Annotated in this window: 17 protein-coding genes; 5 read left to right on the top strand and 12 right to left on the bottom strand. The window is 53.2% G+C overall.

Features of this window, described 5'->3' with window-relative positions; all coding sequences use genetic code 11:
• Nucleotides 1-39: 39 nt before the first annotated feature.
• Nucleotides 40-498 carry an Lrp/AsnC family transcriptional regulator gene (locus Y71_RS20770; RefSeq protein WP_007373549.1) on the bottom strand — a complete coding sequence of 153 codons (459 nt, stop codon included), beginning with the start codon at nt 496-498 and terminating at the stop codon, nt 40-42.
• A gap of 115 nt (nt 499-613) precedes the next feature.
• On the opposite strand from Y71_RS20770, the gene Y71_RS20775 reads away from it, so the two are divergent.
• Nucleotides 614-1,660, top strand: coding sequence for a PLP-dependent cysteine synthase family protein (locus tag Y71_RS20775; protein WP_007373548.1), 1,047 nt, complete (start codon nt 614-616; stop codon nt 1,658-1,660).
• Nucleotides 1,661-1,701: 41 nt separating this feature from the next.
• Here Y71_RS20775 and cof read toward each other — a convergent pair whose 3' ends face one another.
• Nucleotides 1,702-2,520, bottom strand: a complete 819-nt coding sequence (cof, locus tag Y71_RS20780; RefSeq protein WP_007373547.1) for an HMP-PP phosphatase — start codon at nt 2,518-2,520, stop codon at nt 1,702-1,704.
• A gap of 100 nt (nt 2,521-2,620) precedes the next feature.
• Between cof and Y71_RS20785 the strand changes: the two genes are divergently transcribed.
• Together Y71_RS20785 and queC are read left to right on the top strand one after the other, a co-directional pair.
• Nucleotides 2,621-4,318 (top strand): SgrR family transcriptional regulator, encoded by a 1,698-nt coding sequence (locus Y71_RS20785; RefSeq protein ID WP_007373546.1) that lies wholly within the window; start codon nt 2,621-2,623, stop codon nt 4,316-4,318.
• A 66-nt stretch (nt 4,319-4,384) separates the two neighbouring features.
• The gene (queC, locus tag Y71_RS20790; protein WP_007373545.1) at nt 4,385-5,080 is read left to right on the top strand and encodes a 7-cyano-7-deazaguanine synthase QueC; all 696 of its coding nucleotides are present in this window, start codon (nt 4,385-4,387) and stop codon (nt 5,078-5,080) included.
• Nucleotides 5,081-5,188: 108 nt separating this feature from the next.
• Here queC and Y71_RS20795 read toward each other — a convergent pair whose 3' ends face one another.
• The 9 genes from Y71_RS20795 to bolA all read right to left on the bottom strand — a co-directional run bounded on the left by Y71_RS20795 (nt 5,189) and on the right by bolA (nt 15,611).
• Entirely contained in the window at nt 5,189-5,596 is a 408-nt protein-coding gene (locus Y71_RS20795; protein ID WP_007373544.1) for a YbgC/FadM family acyl-CoA thioesterase, read from the bottom strand.
• A 98-nt stretch (nt 5,597-5,694) separates the two neighbouring features.
• Nucleotides 5,695-6,075 carry a helix-hairpin-helix domain-containing protein gene (locus Y71_RS20800; protein WP_007373543.1) on the bottom strand — a complete coding sequence of 127 codons (381 nt, stop codon included), beginning with the start codon at nt 6,073-6,075 and terminating at the stop codon, nt 5,695-5,697.
• Between the two features lie 155 nt (nt 6,076-6,230).
• Complete coding sequence (gene ppiD / locus Y71_RS20805) at nt 6,231-8,102, bottom strand: peptidylprolyl isomerase (RefSeq protein WP_007373542.1); 1,872 nt, start codon at nt 8,100-8,102, stop codon at nt 6,231-6,233.
• 209 nt (nt 8,103-8,311) lie between these two features.
• The gene (gene hupB, locus Y71_RS20810) at nt 8,312-8,584 is read right to left on the bottom strand and encodes a nucleoid-associated protein HU-beta (RefSeq protein ID WP_007373541.1); all 273 of its coding nucleotides are present in this window, start codon (nt 8,582-8,584) and stop codon (nt 8,312-8,314) included.
• A 210-nt stretch (nt 8,585-8,794) separates the two neighbouring features.
• A complete protein-coding gene (gene lon / locus Y71_RS20815; protein WP_007373540.1) occupies nt 8,795-11,149 on the bottom strand; it encodes an endopeptidase La in 2,355 nt (784 codons plus the stop codon).
• Between the two features lie 183 nt (nt 11,150-11,332).
• The gene (gene clpX / locus Y71_RS20820; protein WP_007373539.1) at nt 11,333-12,607 is read right to left on the bottom strand and encodes an ATP-dependent protease ATP-binding subunit ClpX; all 1,275 of its coding nucleotides are present in this window, start codon (nt 12,605-12,607) and stop codon (nt 11,333-11,335) included.
• A gap of 128 nt (nt 12,608-12,735) precedes the next feature.
• Nucleotides 12,736-13,359, bottom strand: a complete 624-nt coding sequence (gene clpP / locus Y71_RS20825; protein ID WP_007373538.1) for an ATP-dependent Clp endopeptidase proteolytic subunit ClpP — start codon at nt 13,357-13,359, stop codon at nt 12,736-12,738.
• A 284-nt stretch (nt 13,360-13,643) separates the two neighbouring features.
• Entirely contained in the window at nt 13,644-14,942 is a 1,299-nt protein-coding gene (tig, locus tag Y71_RS20830) for a trigger factor (protein ID WP_007373537.1), read from the bottom strand.
• Between the two features lie 351 nt (nt 14,943-15,293).
• Entirely contained in the window at nt 15,294-15,611 is a 318-nt protein-coding gene (bolA, locus tag Y71_RS20835) for a transcriptional regulator BolA (protein WP_035887285.1), read from the bottom strand.
• Between the two features lie 301 nt (nt 15,612-15,912).
• Here bolA and Y71_RS20840 point away from each other — a divergent pair, with 301 nt between their 5' ends.
• Both Y71_RS20840 and ampG read left to right on the top strand, forming a co-directional pair.
• Nucleotides 15,913-16,491, top strand: a complete 579-nt coding sequence (locus Y71_RS20840; RefSeq protein ID WP_007373534.1) for a lipoprotein — start codon at nt 15,913-15,915, stop codon at nt 16,489-16,491.
• Nucleotides 16,492-16,531: 40 nt separating this feature from the next.
• Complete coding sequence (gene ampG / locus Y71_RS20845; protein WP_007373533.1) at nt 16,532-18,007, top strand: muropeptide MFS transporter AmpG; 1,476 nt, start codon at nt 16,532-16,534, stop codon at nt 18,005-18,007.
• A gap of 39 nt (nt 18,008-18,046) precedes the next feature.
• On the opposite strand, the gene Y71_RS20850 is transcribed toward ampG, so the two are convergent.
• On the bottom strand, nt 18,047-19,384 hold the full coding sequence (locus Y71_RS20850; protein WP_007373532.1) for a J domain-containing protein: 1,338 nt from the start codon (nt 19,382-19,384) through the stop codon (nt 18,047-18,049).

Here is a 19,384-nt window from a genome sequence, read left to right on the forward strand (position 1 = left end):
CCTGAAGGTGATTTTCCGGCTGTTGGTTTAGCCTGAGCGTTATTCTATGGGTAAAGCCGTGGTGTATTTTATCTGTTCCATGGCGAAGCTAGAAGTGACATCTGATAGCCCCGGCACGCTGTTCACCAGCTTCTTATAAAAGTCATCATAGCGTTTCATATCTGCCACCTGCACGCGCAGCAGATAATCATACTCTCCCGCCATACGCCAGAAACCGAGCACTTCCGGCATTTGCGTCACTTCGCTGACAAAGCGGCAATACCAGTCGCTACTGTGGTGCTGGGTTTTAATCAGCACGAAGGCGGTCAAATTCAGCCCCAGTTTTTCAGCATCCAGCACGGCAACACGACCGAGCAAAATCCCGTCGTCTTCCAGCCGCTTCAGACGTTTCCAGCAGGGAGTGGTGGTCAGATTAACGGCATCTGCCAGCGTCTGCAAAGAGAGCGAACAATCCTGTTGCAGCAGGGAGAGCAGCTTGCGGTCAATTTTATCTAACATTCGGTAATCCTGAAGAAAATTTTTCTCTTTATAGTCTAATACAAAGGCTAAATGGCAACCCTTTTTTCTTTTGCTTTCGCTAGACTGGGCACAAAATGACAAACGGATAACCGCCATGAATTGCAGTTGGGTCAAATACGCTATCAATGAAATTAACGCCGATGCACAGCGTTCTGCGGATACGCACCTTATTCGCCTGATGCTGCCAGCTTTTCCGGGGATCAATCTCTACCTGAAAGATGAAAGCACGCACCCTACAGGTAGCCTGAAACACCGGCTGGCGCGCTCATTGTTCCTGTATGGTTTGTGTAACGGCTGGATCAAAGAAGGCACGACCATTATTGAGGCCTCCTCCGGTTCAACTGCCGTCTCCGAAGCTTGGTTCGCGCGGTTGCTGGGGCTGCCCTTTATCGCGGTTATGCCTTACTGCACCGCTAAACGCAAAATCGAGCAGATCGAGTTTTATGGCGGCCGCTGCCATTTTGTTGACAGCGCCTGTGAGATCTATGCGGAATCGGAACGGCTGGCAAAAGAACTGAACGGACATTATATGGATCAGTTCACGTTTGCTGAACGTGCAACCGACTGGCGCGGCAACAACAATATTGCCGACAGCATCTTCCGTCAGATGAAAAATGAGCCGCATCCGGTGCCGGATTACATTGTGATGAGCGCAGGCACCGGCGGCACCTCTGCGACGATTGGCCGCTATATTCGCAGCCAGGGCTACGGCACGCAGTTGATGGTGGTGGACCCGGAAAACTCGGTGTTTCTTGATTACTGGCAGCAGCGCGACGCCAGCCTGCGCAGCACGACAGGCAGCAAAATCGAAGGGATTGGCCGTCCGCGCGTGGAACCTTCTTTTATTGCCGACGTAGTGGATGAGATGTTGCGGGTTCCCGATGCCGCCAGTGTGGCAACGGCGCAGTGGCTGGAAACGCAAATCGGTCGCAAAGTGGGTGCCTCTACCGGCACTAATATGTGGGGCGCGCTACAGCTTGCCGCGCGGATGTGCGACGAAGGACGCAGCGGTTCTATCGTGACGCTACTGTGCGACAGCGGCGAGCGGTATCTGGAAACCTACTACAATCCGCAATGGGTGGCGACAAACATCGGCGATATCGATCCCTGGCGCGCGGAAATCGCCCGTCTGACGGCATAAAAAAAGCCGGGTAAAAACCCGGCTTGCTGGAAAAATCTTTTTCATTCGGGGGAATAAGGAAGATTAGGTGTGTCCAGCCAGTGCAGCAAAAAGTGTGATACTGCCTGATTCCGGCAGTGTCCGATAACCGGTAAATGCGGCAGCGCTTCCCGTAACTGCGGCATGGCGTTGCCCATGATCATGCCGTGCCCCACGCTTTCAAGCATCTCTCTGTCATTCATCGCGTCGCCAAACGCCATGCAATCCTGCAATGTCAGCCCCAGCGACAGGCTCAGCGCCGCCAGCGCGGAACCTTTGTTACAGCCTGGCGGCAGGATTTCCAGACAATCGGTGGCAGAAAAACACAAGTGCGCGCGCGCTCCCAGCGCCTCATTCAGTTGAATCCGCAGGCGGCAGAGATCGTCATGATCGCCAACAAAACAAATTTTGGTCACCTCGTGAGCCGGTAAGCGCCTGAGATCGGCCAGTTGGTAGGTAAAACCGCTGAGCAGATGAGCTTGCAGCAACTCTGGCAGCGCGTTATCCGTCAACCAGCCGGAATCATTGAATACGTGAACGGTCGCGCGGGTATCCCATGTGCTGTGCAGAACAAGCTCCGCCACTTCCGGGTTCAGATCCTGACGGAACAGTAGCTCGCCTTCCTGCGAATGGATGCGCGTTCCGTTACCGGTTATTAAAAAAGCATCCAGCGCCAGGCTACTGATAAGGCTACGCATCTCCAGCGCGTGCCGCCCGGTCGCAAAAGTCAGGGTGATATCCCGTTCGCGCAGACGCTGAAGCGCATTGACCGTTTGCTCGCCTAAGCGGTGGTCAGGCATTAACAGGGTGCCGTCCATGTCAAAAGCAGCCAAACGCGCCATCATCTTTTCTCCGGTTATGTTTCATTCACAGTTGCGTTCCAGTATTACGTGAGATATACGGAAGTAATAGTGAATAGATGACAAATATTGTTCCGGGTTTATGCGACTCCTCAATCGGCTCAATCAGTACCAACGCCTGTGGCAGATCTCTGCCGGGGAAACACAATCTGCCAGCGTAACGGAGCTGGCGGCGTACTGTTTTTGCAGCGAGCGGCATATGCGCACGCTGCTGCGCCAGATGCAGGACGCTGGCTGGCTACGCTGGCAATCGCAATCCGGACGGGGTAAACGCGGCGAGTTGCAGTTGCTGATCGCGCCGGAATCGATACGCAGTGAGATGCTCGAACAGGCTCTCAATACCGGTCAGCAGCAGAACGCGTTGGCGCTGGCGCAAATTGCACCGGATGATCTGCGCACATTGCTGAATCCGTTTCTCGGCGGCTTGTGGCAAAACGAAACGCCAACCCTGCGCATTCCCTACTATCGCCCGCTTGATCCCCTTGTTCCGGGTTTTCTTCCCGGACGCGCGGAACAGCATCTTGTCGGGCAGATCTTCAGCGGCCTGACCCGCTTTGTCAGCCACAGCATTCAACCGCAGGGCGATTTGGCGCATCACTGGGATGTGAGCGCAGACGGCTTGTGTTGGCGATTCCATTTGCATGCCACGCTGCACTGGCATAACGGCGATACCGTCACGGCTGTGCAGTTACAGGAGAGCCTGCAACGGCTGCTGCAATTGCCTGCGTTGCAAAAGTTATTTTCCAGCGTCGCGAGCATTGAAATTACGCATCCCTGGTGTCTGACATTCAAACTGCACCGCCCGGATTTCTGGCTGCCGTACCGCCTTGCCAGTTACGGCAGCCGTCTGGCACATCCGCAGCAGCCCATGGTTGGTACCGGGCCGTTTCGCCTGGTCACGTACAGCCGCGAACTGGTCCGGCTGGAGAGTCACGACCACTATCATCTTGGGCACCCATTCCTGAAGGCGGTAGAGTTCTGGATCACGCCACAGTTGTTTGAGCAGGATTTAGGCACCAGTTGCCGGCATCCGGTGCAAATTGCCATTGGCGAGCCGGATGAGCTTCGTCACCTGCAACCCGTCAGTAACGGCATCAGCCTTGGGTTTTGTTATCTTGCCCAGCGGCCAGGCGCGCGCCTGAGCCCGGCGCAGTCACGCCGTCTGGTACAGATTATCCATCACACTTCGCTGGTGCAGACGTTGCCGCTTGACGAGAATCTGATCACTCCCAGCCGTGAGCTCTTACCCGGCTGGCAAATGCCTGAATGGCCAGCCGAACAGGTTCCGCTGCCAGCAAAACTCACCCTGCTCTACCATTTACCGGTGGAACTACACATCATGGCGGAGCAACTCAGGCTTTATCTCGCCACGCTCGGTTGTGAACTGACAGTTATTTTCCACGACGGCAAAAACTGGGATGGCTGCCCCCAGCTTGCGACTGCCGATCTGATGATGGGAGACAGGCTGATTGGCGAAACACCGGAATATACTCTTGAGCAGTGGATACGTTGCGACCCGCTATGGCCCAACCTGCTTAGTGCGCCGCAGTTCGCGCATTTGCAGGCAACGCTGGATGCCGTGCAGCGCCAGGTGAATGAGCAGGAGCGTTACCAGGCGCTGCATGATGTGTTCGATACCCTGATGGATAATGCCACACTCACACCGCTGTTTAATTACCAGTACCGTATCAGCGCACCGCCAGGCGTGGAAGGGATCCATCTGAATACGCGCGGCTGGTTTGACTTTGCCGAAGCGTGGCTTCCCGCCCCGGCGCGGTGAAGAAGCTGGTCGCTGTCAGCGGCACGCGCTACCATAGCGTTTTATTCGCGATTGTCAGGAAGAATTATGAAACGTGCCGTTGTCGTGTTCAGTGGCGGACAAGACTCCACAACTTGCCTGGTGCAGGCATTGCAGCAGTATGACGAAGTGCATTGCGTCACCTTTGATTACGGCCAGCGCCACCGCGCAGAGATCGATGTTGCCCGCGAACTGGCGTTAACGCTGGGTGCCCGTGCCCACAAAGTGCTGGATGTCACCCTGCTCAATGAACTGGCGGTCAGCAGCCTGACACGCGACAGCATTCCGGTGCCGGACTACGAGCCTGATGCCACCGGTATTCCAAATACTTTCGTGCCTGGGCGTAATATTCTGTTTCTGACGCTGGCGGCGGTGTATGCATATCAGGTGCAGGCAGAAGCCGTGATCACTGGCGTTTGTGAAACCGATTTTTCCGGTTACCCGGATTGCCGCGATGAGTTTGTTAAGGCACTTAACCATGCGGTCAATCTTGGCCTGGCGAAAGATATCCGCTTTGAAACCCCGCTGATGTGGATCGATAAAGCCGAAACCTGGGCGCTGGCGGATTACTGGGGCAAACTGGATCTGGTGCGCAGCGAAACGCTGACCTGCTATAACGGTATTAAAGGCGATGGCTGCGGCCATTGTGCAGCCTGCAACCTGCGCGCCAACGGCCTGCAACATTACCTCGCGGATAAAAGCGGCGTAATGGCAGCCATGAAACAGAAGACCGGATTGAAATAAAAGACACTCTCCGGGATCTGTGCCGGATGGGCGCTAACGCTCATCCGGTCTGCAATCTTGTCGGGCAGCGATTTGTCTTTGACGGTTTTCGCCAGCCCGTTTTTAATATTAATCGCCTGCGCGGATCATCTTCTCCAGTTTTTCCCGCAGTTCCCCTTCTAATGCCAGCGCCTTCTGGCTTTTCAGGTCGATGCAGACAAATGTCACCAGCGCATCAGCGACTACCTGTCCTTCCGGTTCCAGCGTGACGACCTGGCTTAAAACGCCGCTTTTACCGTTGATCTGCTTTACATGGCTGGTGACGGTAAGCAAATCACCGAGCACCGCCGGACGGCGATAGTTGATATTGATGTTCACCACCACGAAAGCAATGTTATTGGCCGTCATCCATTTAAAGCTGTCGTTATTCTCAAGCCCGTCCCAGCGAGCCTCTTCGAGAAACTCCAGATAGCGAGCATTATTCACGTGCTGGTAAACATCGAGATGAAAACCACGAACTTTGATTTGTGTCTGCATAGCGCTTTAACCTTTACCGTTTATTGTTATAGGGACAGAGAGATCATAACTGGTATGACCTCTCTATTCTGGCAAAGATTAGCGACTACGCAAGCGCCTTACAGTTTCAAGTGCGCCAGATTACGTTCCACCAGCGTACCGCCCATACCTGGCACCTGCTTGAGATCGTCGAGCGTTTTAAACGGGCCGTACTCATCGCGATAACTGACTATCGCCTGGGCTTTCTTGATGCCGACACCGCTCATCACCTGGGCGAGCTCTTCCGCACTGGCACTGTTAATACTTACCCGCGTGCCGTCCCCCTCATCAGCGTTGGTTGCCATATCCTGTACTTTTGCTTTTCCTGCGGATGCGTTTTCACTTTTGTTCAACGAGAGCGGCGCTTTCTCTGCGGTTACCGGGGCGGCCAGCGCGCTGTAACTCAGCGACGAGCAGGCGATGCTCAGAGTAATAATCAGGGCTTTGATTCCATGTTTCATGCTGTTTTCTCCTTTGTTTTCAATGTGAGGCAACGATAAACAGAAGCCGGAATATGGGCAAAGGGCAAAACGCAGAAATGGAAAAGGCCGCGAAAGCGGCCTTTGTGATTTGCAAAATTTTGCTTTTTTTGGGAGACGCTTCGCGCCTTTACCCGTTACTGTTGTTCAGCGATCGTGCCGAGTTTGATTTTGGCTTCTTTGCGCAGGTTGCTCATCAGCGCTTCAAAAGCGATCTGTGCGTTGTTCTGCGTGATGCCTTTAACCATCGCTTCTTTCTGTGCATCCGGCATGGTTCCTGCTTTTACTTCGTCCAGCGCCAGAACCACAACGTTACCCTGCTGATCGGTCGTCGAGCCGAAAGACGGTTTATCTTTTTCCGGCAGCGGCAGATTAAATGCAGCCTGACTTACTGGATCCTGACTTGTACGCGCCAGAGTTTTCGCCGCGCCAAAGCTCAGGCCTGCGGCTTTCAGCGCATCGTCACCTTTGCCCGCTTTCAGCTCAGTCACCAGTTTTTCAGCATCCAGCTTCGCCTGTTGCTCAGCCTTGTTGTGCTTCACAATGTCGGTAACCTGCGTTTTCACTTCAGCCAGCGGTTTGATGGCTTCCGCTTTGTGATCGGTGATACGTAGTACAAACGCGCGATCGCCATCAACGGTGATGATATCGGAGTTGCTGCCCGGCGCGCCGTTCTGCCCCACCAGACCACCATTGAAAATCGCGTCGCTCACCGGTTTGAAGTTCAGTTCTTCCGGCAGAGTGTCGCGACTGAACCATCCCGTTTGCACTGCTTTCGCCCCTGCGGCCTGTTCTGCACCAGCCAGAGATTCGTTATCGTTGCTCGCCGCTTCGCTCACTTTCTGTTGCAATGCATACCAGGCGTCCAGCGCTTTTTCCTGTTTCACTTTTGCAGCCAGTTCATCATGCACTTCGCTGAGCGGTTTCACCTGCGCAGGCTGGATATCGTCAAGACGCGCAACCAGGAAACCCACAGAAGATTTGATAACGCCGGAAAGCTGGCCCTTCTCTTTCAGGCCAGCATTTTTCAGTTCATCCGGCGTGGTGCCCTCTTCCAGCCAGCCCATATCGCCGCCGTTGCGGGCAGAGATAATGTCGGTGGATTTCGCTTTCGCGACGGTGGCGAAATCAGCGCCTTTATTCAGCTCATCAAGCACGGCTTTCGCGTCGTCTTCTGTTTTCGTCTGGATGACGCTGTAGCGGTTGCGCTGCGGCTGGGTGAACTGATCCTGATGCTGATCGTAGTAAGCCTGAATCTCTGCATCGGTGGCATTTTCCTGCATCGCAGTAGCATCAAGTTTGATGTAGCTTACGCGGAACTGCTCCGGCGCGATGAAACGACTCTTGTTTTGATCGTAGTAGCTAGTAACTTCGTCATCGCTGGCTGTCTGCTTCGCCGCCAGTGCGTTCACATCGATCACCGCCTGGCGAACAACGCGCTGCTGGGCAACCAGCGCCGCCAGCTCGTCGGTCTCGCCTTTAAGCATAAAATCAGTACCGGCAACAGCGTTGATGAGCTGCTGGGAGGTTAACTGGTTACGCAGCGCCTGCGCGTACTGATCGGCGCTCATGCCCATCTGATTAACGATGGCATTAAAGCGGTTGTTGTCGAATTTGCCGTTAGCCTGGAAAGCCTGAGTGGAAAAAATGGCTTTCTTCACCTGCTCGTCGCTAATGCCGAGGTTCAACTTTTTGGCGTACTGGTCCAGCAACGCTTCATCAATCATGCGATTGAGCACTTGCTGGCGCACGGATTTCATATAGTTTTCGTTGGCAGCCAGTTCAGAGAACTGATCGCCCAACTGCTGCGCCATACGATTGCGCTCGCTGGTCACCGCATTTTCAAACTGCGAACGGCTAATTTCCTGACCGTTAACTTCTGCGGCATAATTATTGTTACCGCCAATCAGGTAGTTACCCACGCCAGTCAAAATGAATGACACGATAATCAAACCCAGAATGATCTTGAGCACGACGTGATTCGCCGCCGCGCGTAAATTGTCCATCATGGTGTAACAACACTCCGCTGTAGGTGACTTTAGATCTCAGGCAGCAAGAGTTGCCCGCTGCGTGTAAGCGCGTATTTTGACAAGAAACCGGCGCAATTGTTAGCCCACAACGTGCAGAAACTCGTACAAAGTAAGAATTCGCAAATAAAAAAAGGCACATCTCGCGATGCGCCTTGTATTTTCTTACTCTCCCCACACGGGGAAAGTAATCAGTTTACTGCGTCTTTCAGCGCTTTACCTGCGCGGAACCCTGGCACTTTAGCTGCAGCGATAGTGATTTCTTTGCCGGTCTGCGGGTTACGGCCAGTGCGTGCAGCACGTTCTTTAACCGCGAAAGTCCCGAAACCTACCAGTGCTACGTCGTCCCCGGATTTCAAAGATTCAGTAACAGAAGCAATTAAAGCATCTAACGCACGTCCTGCAGCAGCTTTGGAAATATCAGCACCTGCGGCAATCTTGTCAATCAGCTGAGATTTGTTCACTCTTCTCTTCCTCTCTTTATAATTTATATCGCACCTGAATCCTTCACAGCGCGACCGCGCAGCAGTTATATCAGGCCTGTCATGCCCTTACAACACCAGTTGATGATGACACACCCAACCAGCAATCTAAATTAGCTATACAAAAAAAGGCTGGCAAGTACGAAATCACTCACCAGCCTTGTTTTTATCAACGCACTTTGCGCGAGGTCACTATTTTGCCGTCACGACCTGCATACCAAAGGGTTCGTTCTGCAATGCAAGGCTGAGAACTTCTTCGATACGCTTAACCGGATGGATATCCAAATCGGCCACAACGTTGTCCGGAATCTCTTCCAGGTCACGTTTGTTTTCGTAAGGAATCAGAACAGTCTTAATGCCCCCACGGTGCGCCGCCAACAGTTTTTCCTTCAGACCACCAATCGGCAACACCTGGCCACGCAGGGTAATTTCACCCGTCATTGCCACATCTGCACGAACCGGGTTACCAGTCAGGCAGGAAACCAGTGCGGTACACATTGCAATCCCCGCACTCGGGCCATCTTTCGGCGTCGCGCCTTCCGGTACGTGAACGTGGATATCGCGTTTTTCGTAAAAATCGCCGTTGATGCCGAGTTTCTCCGCACGGGCGCGAACCACGGTCAGCGCCGCCTGGATAGACTCCTGCATCACTTCGCCGAGCGAACCGGTATACGTCAGCTTACCTTTGCCCGGAACGCAGGCGGTTTCAATGGTCAGCAGATCGCCGCCCACTTCCGTCCACGCCAGCCCCGTCACCTGACCGACACGGTTTTCATCATCCGCACGGCCATAATCAAAGCGCTGAACGCCCAGGTAGTCATGCAGGTTATCACCGTTGATCTCAATGTGCTTCAGCGACGGATCCAGCAGCAACTGTTTCACCGCCTTGCGGCACAGTTTGGAGATTTCGCGCTCCAGACCACGCACGCCAGCTTCACGGGTGTAGTAACGGATGATGCCGACGATTGCACTGTCATCAACGGTCAATTCGCTATCTTTCAGCGCATTACGCTCAATCTGTTTGGTCAACAGGTGACGTTTTGCAATGTTCAGTTTTTCGTCTTCGGTGTAGCCGGAAAGACGGATCACTTCCATACGATCCAGCAGCGGCGCCGGAATATTCATGGAGTTCGAGGTCGCGACAAACATCACATCGCTGAGATCGTAATCCACTTCCAGGTAGTGATCGCTGAAGGCTACGTTCTGTTCAGGATCCAGAACTTCCAGCAGAGCCGAAGCCGGATCGCCGCGCATATCGGACGACATTTTGTCGATTTCATCGAGCAGGAACAGCGGGTTTTTCACGCCCACTTTCGCCATCTTCTGGATCAGTTTGCCCGGCATAGAACCGATGTAGGTACGGCGGTGACCGCGAATTTCCGCTTCGTCACGCACGCCGCCCAGCGCCATACGGATGTATTTACGCCCGGTGGCTTTGGCAATAGATTGCCCCAGCGAGGTTTTCCCCACCCCCGGAGGCCCAACCAGACACAGAATCGGCCCTTTCAGCTTGTTCATACGGCTCTGCACCGCAAGGTATTCAAGGATACGATCCTTCACGCGCTCAAGGCCGTAATGGTCGGTATCGAGGATCTCCTGCGCCTGACGAAGGTCTTTTTTGACCTTGCTGCGCGCGTTCCACGGCACCTGCACCATCCATTCAATATAGCCGCGCACGACGGTCGCTTCTGCAGACATCGGCGACATCATTTTCAGCTTCTGCAGCTCGGATTCGGCTTTCTCTTTTGCCTCTTTCGGCATTTTTGCCGCATCGATTTTGCGTTTCAGCGCTTCGTTTTCATCCGGCGCATCATCCATTTCACCCAGCTCTTTCTGAATGGCTTTCATTTGCTCATTCAGGTAGTACTCGCGTTGGGATTTTTCCATCTGCTTTTTAACGCGGTTGCGAATGCGTTTCTCAACCTGGAGCAGATCGATTTCAGATTCCATCATCGCCATCAGATATTCCAGACGTTCATTAACGTCGGACATCTCCAGAACAGACTGTTTATCAGCCAGTTTCAGCGGCATATGGGCAGCGATGGTATCAGCCAGACGTGCGGGATCGTCAATGCTGTTCAGCGAAGTCAGCACTTCCGGCGGGATTTTTTTATTCAGTTTGATATAGCCTTCAAACTGGCTGATCGCCGTACGTACCAGCACTTCCTGCTCGCGCTCGTCGATAGCCGGCGAGTCGAGATATTCCGCTTTGGCAGAGAAGTGCTCGCCATCATCGGCAAGCGTGGTAATGCGCGCGCGCTGCAGCCCCTCGACCAGCACTTTTACAGTGCCATCAGGCAGCTTCAGCATCTGCAGAATAGACGCCACGGTCCCGACGGTGAAAAGATCGTTTACACCCGGCTCATCCGTTGACGCTTCTTTCTGCGCAACCAGCATGATTTTTTTATCATGGTCCATGGCCGCTTCCAGACAACGGATCGATTTTTCCCGTCCAACAAATAAGGGAATGACCATGTGCGGATAAACCACCACATCGCGCAACGGCAATACGGGGATTTCAATGCGTTCAGAACGCTCAGGATTCATAGAGCTCTCTCTTAGTTTAAAGTCCGCCAGGTAATCAGGTGACGTGACTGTGCAACACGCACCATTAACATGTAAAGCAGTATATGGGGATGTTTCCCACACATTCAACGGCGGGAATACGGAAAAATAAAAGGGGAGATAAAATCCCCCCCTTTTGGTTAACTGATTGTAAGAATTGGTGAATTATTCGCCAGATGCCTGCTGCGCTTCCGGTTTGCCGTAAATCAGCAACGGTTTGCTTTGACCAGCGATAACCGACTCGTCAATGACCACTTTCTCAACGTCTTCCAGCGATGGAAGATCGTACATGGTATCGAGCAGAGCGGCTTCTACAATTGAACGCAGGCCACGAGCACCGGTTTTGCGCACCATTGCTTTCTTGGCGATCGCATCCAGCGCTTCGTCGCGGAACTCAAGATCCACGCCTTCCAGATTGAACAGCGCCTGATACTGCTTGGTCAGCGCATTTTTCGGCTCTTTCAGGATCTGAATCAGCGCTTCTTCGCTCAGCTCGCTCAGCGTCGCCACCACCGGCAGACGGCCGATGAACTCAGGAATCAGGCCAAATTTGATCAAATCTTCCGGCTCAACCTGCGCCAGCAGTTCGCCTTCGTTGGCTTTTTCAGATTTGCCTTTCACCGTCGCGCCGAAACCAATGCCCGATCCGGTTTCAACACGGTGAGAAATCACTTTGTCGAGACCAGCAAATGCACCGCCGCAAATGAACAGGATTTTCGAGGTATCAACCTGCAAAAACTCCTGCTGCGGGTGCTTACGTCCACCCTGCGGCGGAACCGCAGCCACGGTGCCTTCGATCAGCTTCAGCAACGCCTGCTGCACGCCTTCACCGGAAACATCACGCGTAATTGACGGGTTGTCTGATTTACGGGAGATCTTGTCAATCTCATCAATGTAAACAATCCCGCGCTGCGCTTTCTGCACGTCGTAATCGCATTTTTGCAGCAATTTCTGGATAATGTTTTCGACGTCTTCCCCCACGTAACCGGCTTCGGTCAACGTAGTGGCATCCGCCATGGTGAATGGCACATCCAGCAAACGCGCCAGCGTTTCAGCCAGCAATGTCTTACCGGAACCGGTCGGCCCAATCAGCAGAATGTTACTTTTGCCCAGTTCAACGCCATTGCTGGTATCGCCATTGCGCAGGCGTTTGTAGTGGTTATAGACCGCCACTGCCAGCACTTTTTTCGCCTGTTCCTGGCCAATGACATAGTCATCCAGATGGTGGCGGATTTCATGCGGGGTCGGCAGCGCGCTGCGCTCGCGATGCGGCGCAACTTCTTTAATCTCTTCGCGAATAATGTCGTTACACAGATCCACACATTCGTCGCAGATATACACGGACGGCCCGGCGATTAGCTTACGCACTTCATGCTGGCTTTTGCCGCAAAAAGAGCAATACAACAGTTTGCCCGAACCATCTTTGCGTTTATCTGTCATGAGTCAAAACCTCTTAATCTGTTCTTTGTGCCGCACATGACGACGCAAATGCCATTCCAGGCGCAAAACGTTACTCAAACATGATGCCGCTTGCATCACATAGTATAGCGGCACATGCAATCTGAGCATTAGTTACGATGGGTTAAAATTGAGTCAACCAGACCGTAATCCACGGCTTCTTGCGCAGCAAGGAAGCGGTCACGCTCTGTATCACGTTCAATTTGCTCTAAAGATTGACCCGTGTGATGCGCCATAAGTTCATTCATACGGCCTTTCACTTTCAGGATTTCACGAGCGTGGATTTCGATATCCGTCGCCTGGCCCTGATAGCCCCCCAGCGGCTGGTGAATCATCACACGTGAATTCGGCAGGCAGAAACGCTTGCCTTTAGCGCCCGCCGTCAGCAGGAATGCGCCCATCGACGCGGCCTGGCCCATACAAATGGTGCTGACGTCCGGCTTAATAAATTGCATGGTGTCGTAAATCGACATCCCGGCAGTAATCACACCGCCCGGAGAGTTAATATACAGGTAAATGTCTTTTTCCGGATTTTCCGCTTCCAGAAAGAGCATTTGAGCCACAATCAGGTTTGCCATATGGTCTTCGACCTGGCCGGTGAGAAAAATCACGCGTTCCTTGAGAAGACGGGAGTAGATATCGAAAGAGCGCTCACCGCGTGAGGTCTGTTCAATAACCATTGGCACCAGAGCCATATGGGGTGCAAAGTTATCTCGTTCGCCGCTGTATGACATTTCCGTCTCCTGGATAAAAAAATAAACTAACCTGCTGTACTGATTGTACTTGAGTGAGCGGGATCTGACTATGACCCCTCACGGACGGATTATCAGCCAGAGCCTTTACGCCAATACCCTCTTTAGTGGGGATGACCAAGTCTGTTTTCAAGCATAACAATCTTTTGCTGTTACGCTAATACTGAAACGCTCTTTTAGCACACATCTGTAAATGTCAATACGATAAAAAAAGCCCGCCACCAGCAGGTGACGGGCTTATTACATTTCGCTAATGCTGAAGCCGATTAAGCCTGTTGGTTCATCAGTTCGTTAAAGGAAGTGGCTTTCTCAGTCACTTTCGCTTTTTCCAGAACCGCTTCAACCGCTTGTTCTTCCAGCGCTACGTTACGCATGTTGTCCATCAGCTCTTTGTTTTTGCTGTAGAACTCGATCACTTCTTTCGGATCTTCGTAAGCAGACGCCATCTCTTCGATCAGGCCTTTTACGCGCTCTTCGTCAGCCTTCAGCTCGTGGGTACGAATCACTTCGCCCAGCAGCAGACCAACCACAACGCGGCGTTTTGCCTGCTCTTCGAACAGTTCACGCGGCAGTTCCAGAGCCTGTTTCTCGTTACCGCCAAAACGCTGTGCAGCCTGACGACGCAGAACGTCGATTTCGCTGTCGATCAGTGCAGCAGGAACGTCGATCTCGTTCGCTTTCACCAGGCCTTCGATCGCCTGAGATTTAACACGGTTACGCACTGCGCCTTTCAGCTCGCGTTCCATATTTTTACGCACTTCAGCGCGCAGACCGGCAACAGAACCATCTTCAACGCCGAAACGTTTGATAAATTCTTCAGTCAGTTCCGGCAGCTCACGTTCTTCAACTTTCTTCAGGTTGATGACGAATTTCGCCGCTTTACCTTTCAGGTTTTCTGCGTGGTATTCTTCCGGGAAGGTCACGTCGATGGTGAACTCTTCACCCGCTTTGTGGCCTTTGATACCGTCTTCGAAGCCAGGGATCATACGACCCTGGCCCATCGCCAGTACGAAATCAGTCGCTTTGCCGCCTTCGAATTCTTCACCATCAACAGAACCGGTGAAATCGACAGTAACGCGATCTTCCGCATCAGCAGCGCCGTCTTTGTCTTTCCAGGTCGCCTGCTGCTTACGCAGGGTATCCAGCATGGTATCGACATCAGCGTCAGTCACTTCAACAACCGGTTTTTCAACTTCGATGGTGTCCAGCGCTTTCAGCTCAACTTCCGGGTACACTTCGAACTCTACTGCGTAGGTGAAGTCTTCGCCCAATTTGTATTCGCCCGGAACATAGTTCGGCGCGCCAGCCGGATTGATCTTTTCCTGGATGATCGCGTCGATAAAGTTGCGGCTCATCAGGTCGCCCAGCACGTCCTGGCGAACAGAAGCGCCATAACGCTGAGCAACGACGTTCATCGGTACTTTACCCTTACGGAAGCCGTCAATACGCACTTTCTTCGCTACGTTGACCAGCTCGCTCTTCACAGCGGTCTCGATGCTGTCAGCAGCGATTGTAATCGTTACACGGCGCCCAAGGCCCTGAGTGGTTTCAACTGAAACTTGCATCTTGTTACCTCAAAAAATCACAGTGCTCGGTCAACTCTACTCTGCGAAGCAAACCTTTTCGCTTTGCAGAACCGGGATGTTCTCTCCAATCAGAAAACACATTCCCTGTCGTCAGAAGCATCCCGAAGACATTCCGAAAAATAAGACGCAGCATTATAGCGGCATCACAGATATGAGTCGAGAAGGGGAATGGCGCAATGATGCGCCATTTTTCACACTTCTGAAGCAATTTCGCTCAAAAAATTGCGTTTCTCGCTCAAAATTCAGGCAAAACAAAACGGCCCGCAGGCCGTTTTTACATAATCTGCATGCAACATACTGGAAAAGTTCAGACGGTTGCAACCTGGTTTTCTAAGCGATGCTTCCGGCGCCCCGGCATGCCGGCGAGGTCAGGAGGGTATCCTGCAAGCCTTCCCACTCTTTGAGGGTGTAAGTATGCAGTGCAAGTGCATGAATTGTCGTTGCCAGTTCGTCAGCCAACGTACCGTAAATCATGCGATGCCGATTAAGAAAACGTTCTCCGGTGAAGCGGTCGCTTACCAGCACCACTTTGAAATGGCTTTCGGAACCCGCCGGAACGTTGTGACGGTAACTTTCATCTACGACTTCAAGTAATACAGGCTCGAATGCCGCTTTCAATTTTGCTTCTATCTGTTCACGCATCATCATGATGTTACGCCTCCGACAACGCTGAGATGCCAGCCATCTCTTTAAATGTTAGCCGCTTTTACCGTTTTCATAACAATAAAACAACAAAAAATTAGCGTTCGTCTGATTTGCCGGCTCAACGCGATAAAGTCTACTAAAAGACGGCGGATTTTTGCCATCCCGCTTCAACAACCTGTTTTTTGATGCCGAAAAAGCACAAGGTGATGAATTTACATACGTTGAGGACTTCCCCTTAACGGCGGCAATGTTATGATGGCGAGAATTTTTCCCCAAACGCTTACGATCCCTTGAGAGCCTGAACATGTTTAAAAAACTACTCTTCCCGTTGGTCGCTTTATTTATGCTGGCCGGGTGCGCTACCCCGCCGACAACCCTTGAAGTTTCACCGAAAATCACCCTGCCGCAGCAGGATCCGAGCCTGATGGGCGTGACCGTTAGCATTACTGGCGCCGATCAACGTCAGGACCAGGCGCTGGCGAAAGTAACGCGTGACAACCAGTTGGTCACTTTAACCGCCTCCCGCGATCTGCGTTTCCTTTTACAGGAAGTGCTGGAGAAACAGATGACGGCGCGCGGCTATATGATCGGGCCGAACGGCGCGGTAAATCTGCAAATCATTGTTAACCAACTGTATGCCGACGTTTCTCAAGGCAACGTGCGTTACAACATCGCCACCAAAGCGGATATCGCCATCATTGCCACCGCAGCTAATGGTAATAAGATGACGAAAAACTACCGTGCCAGCTATAACGTTGAAGGCGCTTTCCAGGCGACTAACGACAAAATCACGACCGCGGTTAATAGCGTGCTGACCGACACTATCGCGGATATGTCTCAGGACACCAGCATCCACGATTTCATCAAGCAAAACGCCCGTTAATTGCTGCACTGGCCCGGTTTTACGGGCCAGTTTTTAACTCATGTCGAGCCACTACTTACGCATCTTCACGCAGCCCAAATCAGCAATTCTGCTTATCCTGGGTTTTGCCTCCGGTCTCCCCCTTGCCCTGACCAGCGGTACGCTTCAGGCATGGATGACCGTTGAAAACGTCGATCTTAAAACCATCGGTTTCTTCTCGCTGGTCGGCCAGGCCTACGTCTTTAAATTCCTTTGGTCGCCGCTCATGGATCGCTACACGCTGCCGCTATTGGGAAGGCGTCGCGGCTGGCTACTGCTGACGCAACTGTTGCTGCTGGCCTCCATCGCCGGCATGGGCTTCCTTGATCCGGCCAACCACCTGCGCTGGATGGCGGCACTGGCTGTACTGATTGCCTTCTGTTCCGCCTCGCAGGACATTGTGTTCGATGCCTGGAAGACGGATGTCCTGCCTGTTGAAGAGCGCGGCGCTGGCGCAGCCATTAGCGTACTCGGCTATCGCCTTGGCATGCTGGTTTCCGGTGGGCTGGCGCTGTGGCTCGCCGATCGCTGGCTCGGCTGGCAAGGAATGTACTGGCTGATGGCCGCACTGCTGATCCCATGTATTATTGCCACCCTGCTGGCGCCGGAGCCAACAGACACCATTCCGGTGCCGAAAACGCTGGAGCAGGCCGTCGTCGAGCCGCTGCGTGATTTCTTCGGTCGCAATAATGCCTGGCTGATTTTACTGCTGATCGTGCTGTATAAACTCGGCGATGCTTTCGCCATGAGCCTGACGACCACCTTTTTGATTCGCGGCGTCGGGTTTGACGCGGGCGAAGTCGGCGTGGTCAACAAAACGCTGGGGCTGGCGGCAACAATCATTGGCGCGCTGTATGGCGGGGTATTAATGCAGCGCCTCTCTCTGTTCCGCGCGTTAATGATCTTCGGATTTTTACAGGCGGTTTCCAATGCCGGTTACTGGCTGCTGTCCACCACGCAGAAAGATATCGTCAACATGGGTGCCGCCGTGTTCTTCGAGAATCTGTGCGGCGGCATGGGAACGGCGGCGTTTGTCGCGTTATTAATGACGCTTTGCAATAAATCCTTCTCCGCAACCCAGTTTGCTCTGCTTTCAGCGCTATCCGCTGTCGGACGCGTGTACGTCGGCCCGCTGGCGGGCTGGTTTGTAGAAACCTACAGTTGGTCAACGTTTTATCTCTTCTCCATTATTGCTGCTGCGCCGGGCCTGCTGCTGCTGGCGATGTGTAAGCGGACGCTGGAATTTACCCAGCAGACCGGGCATTTCATGCCACGCAACAAATATCCGGCGGCCTACCGTCTGGCCTTGCGCATATTGAGTGTCGGCTGCCTGCTGCTTAGCGGCTGGCTGGTGGTGCTTATTGTGACGGCCAGCGGAATGGCGAACTGGGCCATTGGCACCAGGCTTCTCGAAGGCGGCGCGCTGCTGGCGATTGTCGGCATTCTGTTCGGCGGGCTGCTGGATCTGCTGGCGCTGCGCAAAACGCGGCTAATGTGAACACAGCGCTTACCCGATGAAAGGTAAGCGCTGGTGCTATTAATAGAAGAAAAATAACCCGCGAAGAACGTGCGTGAAGAGCGCCGGTAAAATAATCACGCCAACGGCGGTAATAATTGGCGAAAATTGCTGCAGAAACGCGATGGGTAACACAAACATAAACGCAACCCCTTTGAAGGGCATCGCGTACCACTGATGTCGGTTACGGCTAATCACCCACCAGGCGGGATAAGCCAGCACCGCGGTCAGCATCATGACGCGAGAAACACCTTTGTACACTGGCGGGTAGTTGAAGACCACTTCATATAAATGAAACAACGGGATCGCCAGCATAATCCATCCCAGCAGCCACAAGAGCGGCAGCACTGCCCTGGCGATACGTTTTCCCTGTGCATAATACGCCAGTAAAAGCGGCATGACCCACAGATAGACGATAAGGCTCCCTACTATCGCCGCAGCCTGCCCTGCCATTGCGGGTGCGGCCCGCACCTGTAACCAGGCAGCCACGCCCCAGAACCAGAGCGCTGCAACCTCTCTCCAACTCAACAAAAGGTGCGGCGAAGAGATATATTCCAGCAGTTCGGGATTCAGGCGATCCAGCAGTTGCGGATAGTGATATTTAATTGTCGCAACATGATTGACCAGTTGTTGCGTGAAACCGGGAATCAGTTTCGCCCACCACGGCACCCTTTTCATCTCGCCAGCCAGCAGTCGCCAGGCCAGTTTCGCTTGCCTGTCATTTGTGCTTTGCCGCGCCAGATACGCCCAGTGCTCTTCGGCTTCACTCAGCGCAACCTGCTGTTCAATGGCCTCAACCACCCAGTATGGGATATGCCTGACGCGATAGCCGTCCAGCTCCCAGCCCATAATAGCGGAGACTTCACTGACCAGGCTGCGCGTAATGCCTTTGCGCTCACTTAACGCCTGCGCCAGCGCAAGGCTGAAAACAGCGCGCGCGTCCAGGGCATCCGGCAGTTCATGATCCAGATACTCACGCAACGCTTTCAGCGCAGGCATTTCATCGGTTAACAGCCGGACGGAAAAACGCTCTGCGTCATCTTCCAGCGTCTCGCGTTGCCAGTCGGGTTGCAGGGCGATGTCGTGATGCCCTTCCAGCGTACGCAGATAATCCTGCGCGCTGGAAAGTGTCACTTCGCTATGTTCGGATTCGTCCGCTTCAGGCGCATCCTCTTCTTCGTCCTGCCACATCGCCGCATTGCTGGCGTATTGCTTCGCGAGATCGAACGCTTCCCGCAGTTGCTGATAACCCTGAGGATCTTTATCCGGGCGATGCAGTTTAAGCTGGCGGGCGTAAGCCCGGCGGATGGCGGATTCATCCGTAGTGGCATCAATGCCAAGGGTTTCCCAGATAGTCAT

Origin of the sequence: Kosakonia radicincitans DSM 16656 (assembly GCF_000280495.2) — a bacterium.
GTDB lineage: Bacteria > Pseudomonadota > Gammaproteobacteria > Enterobacterales > Enterobacteriaceae > Kosakonia > Kosakonia radicincitans.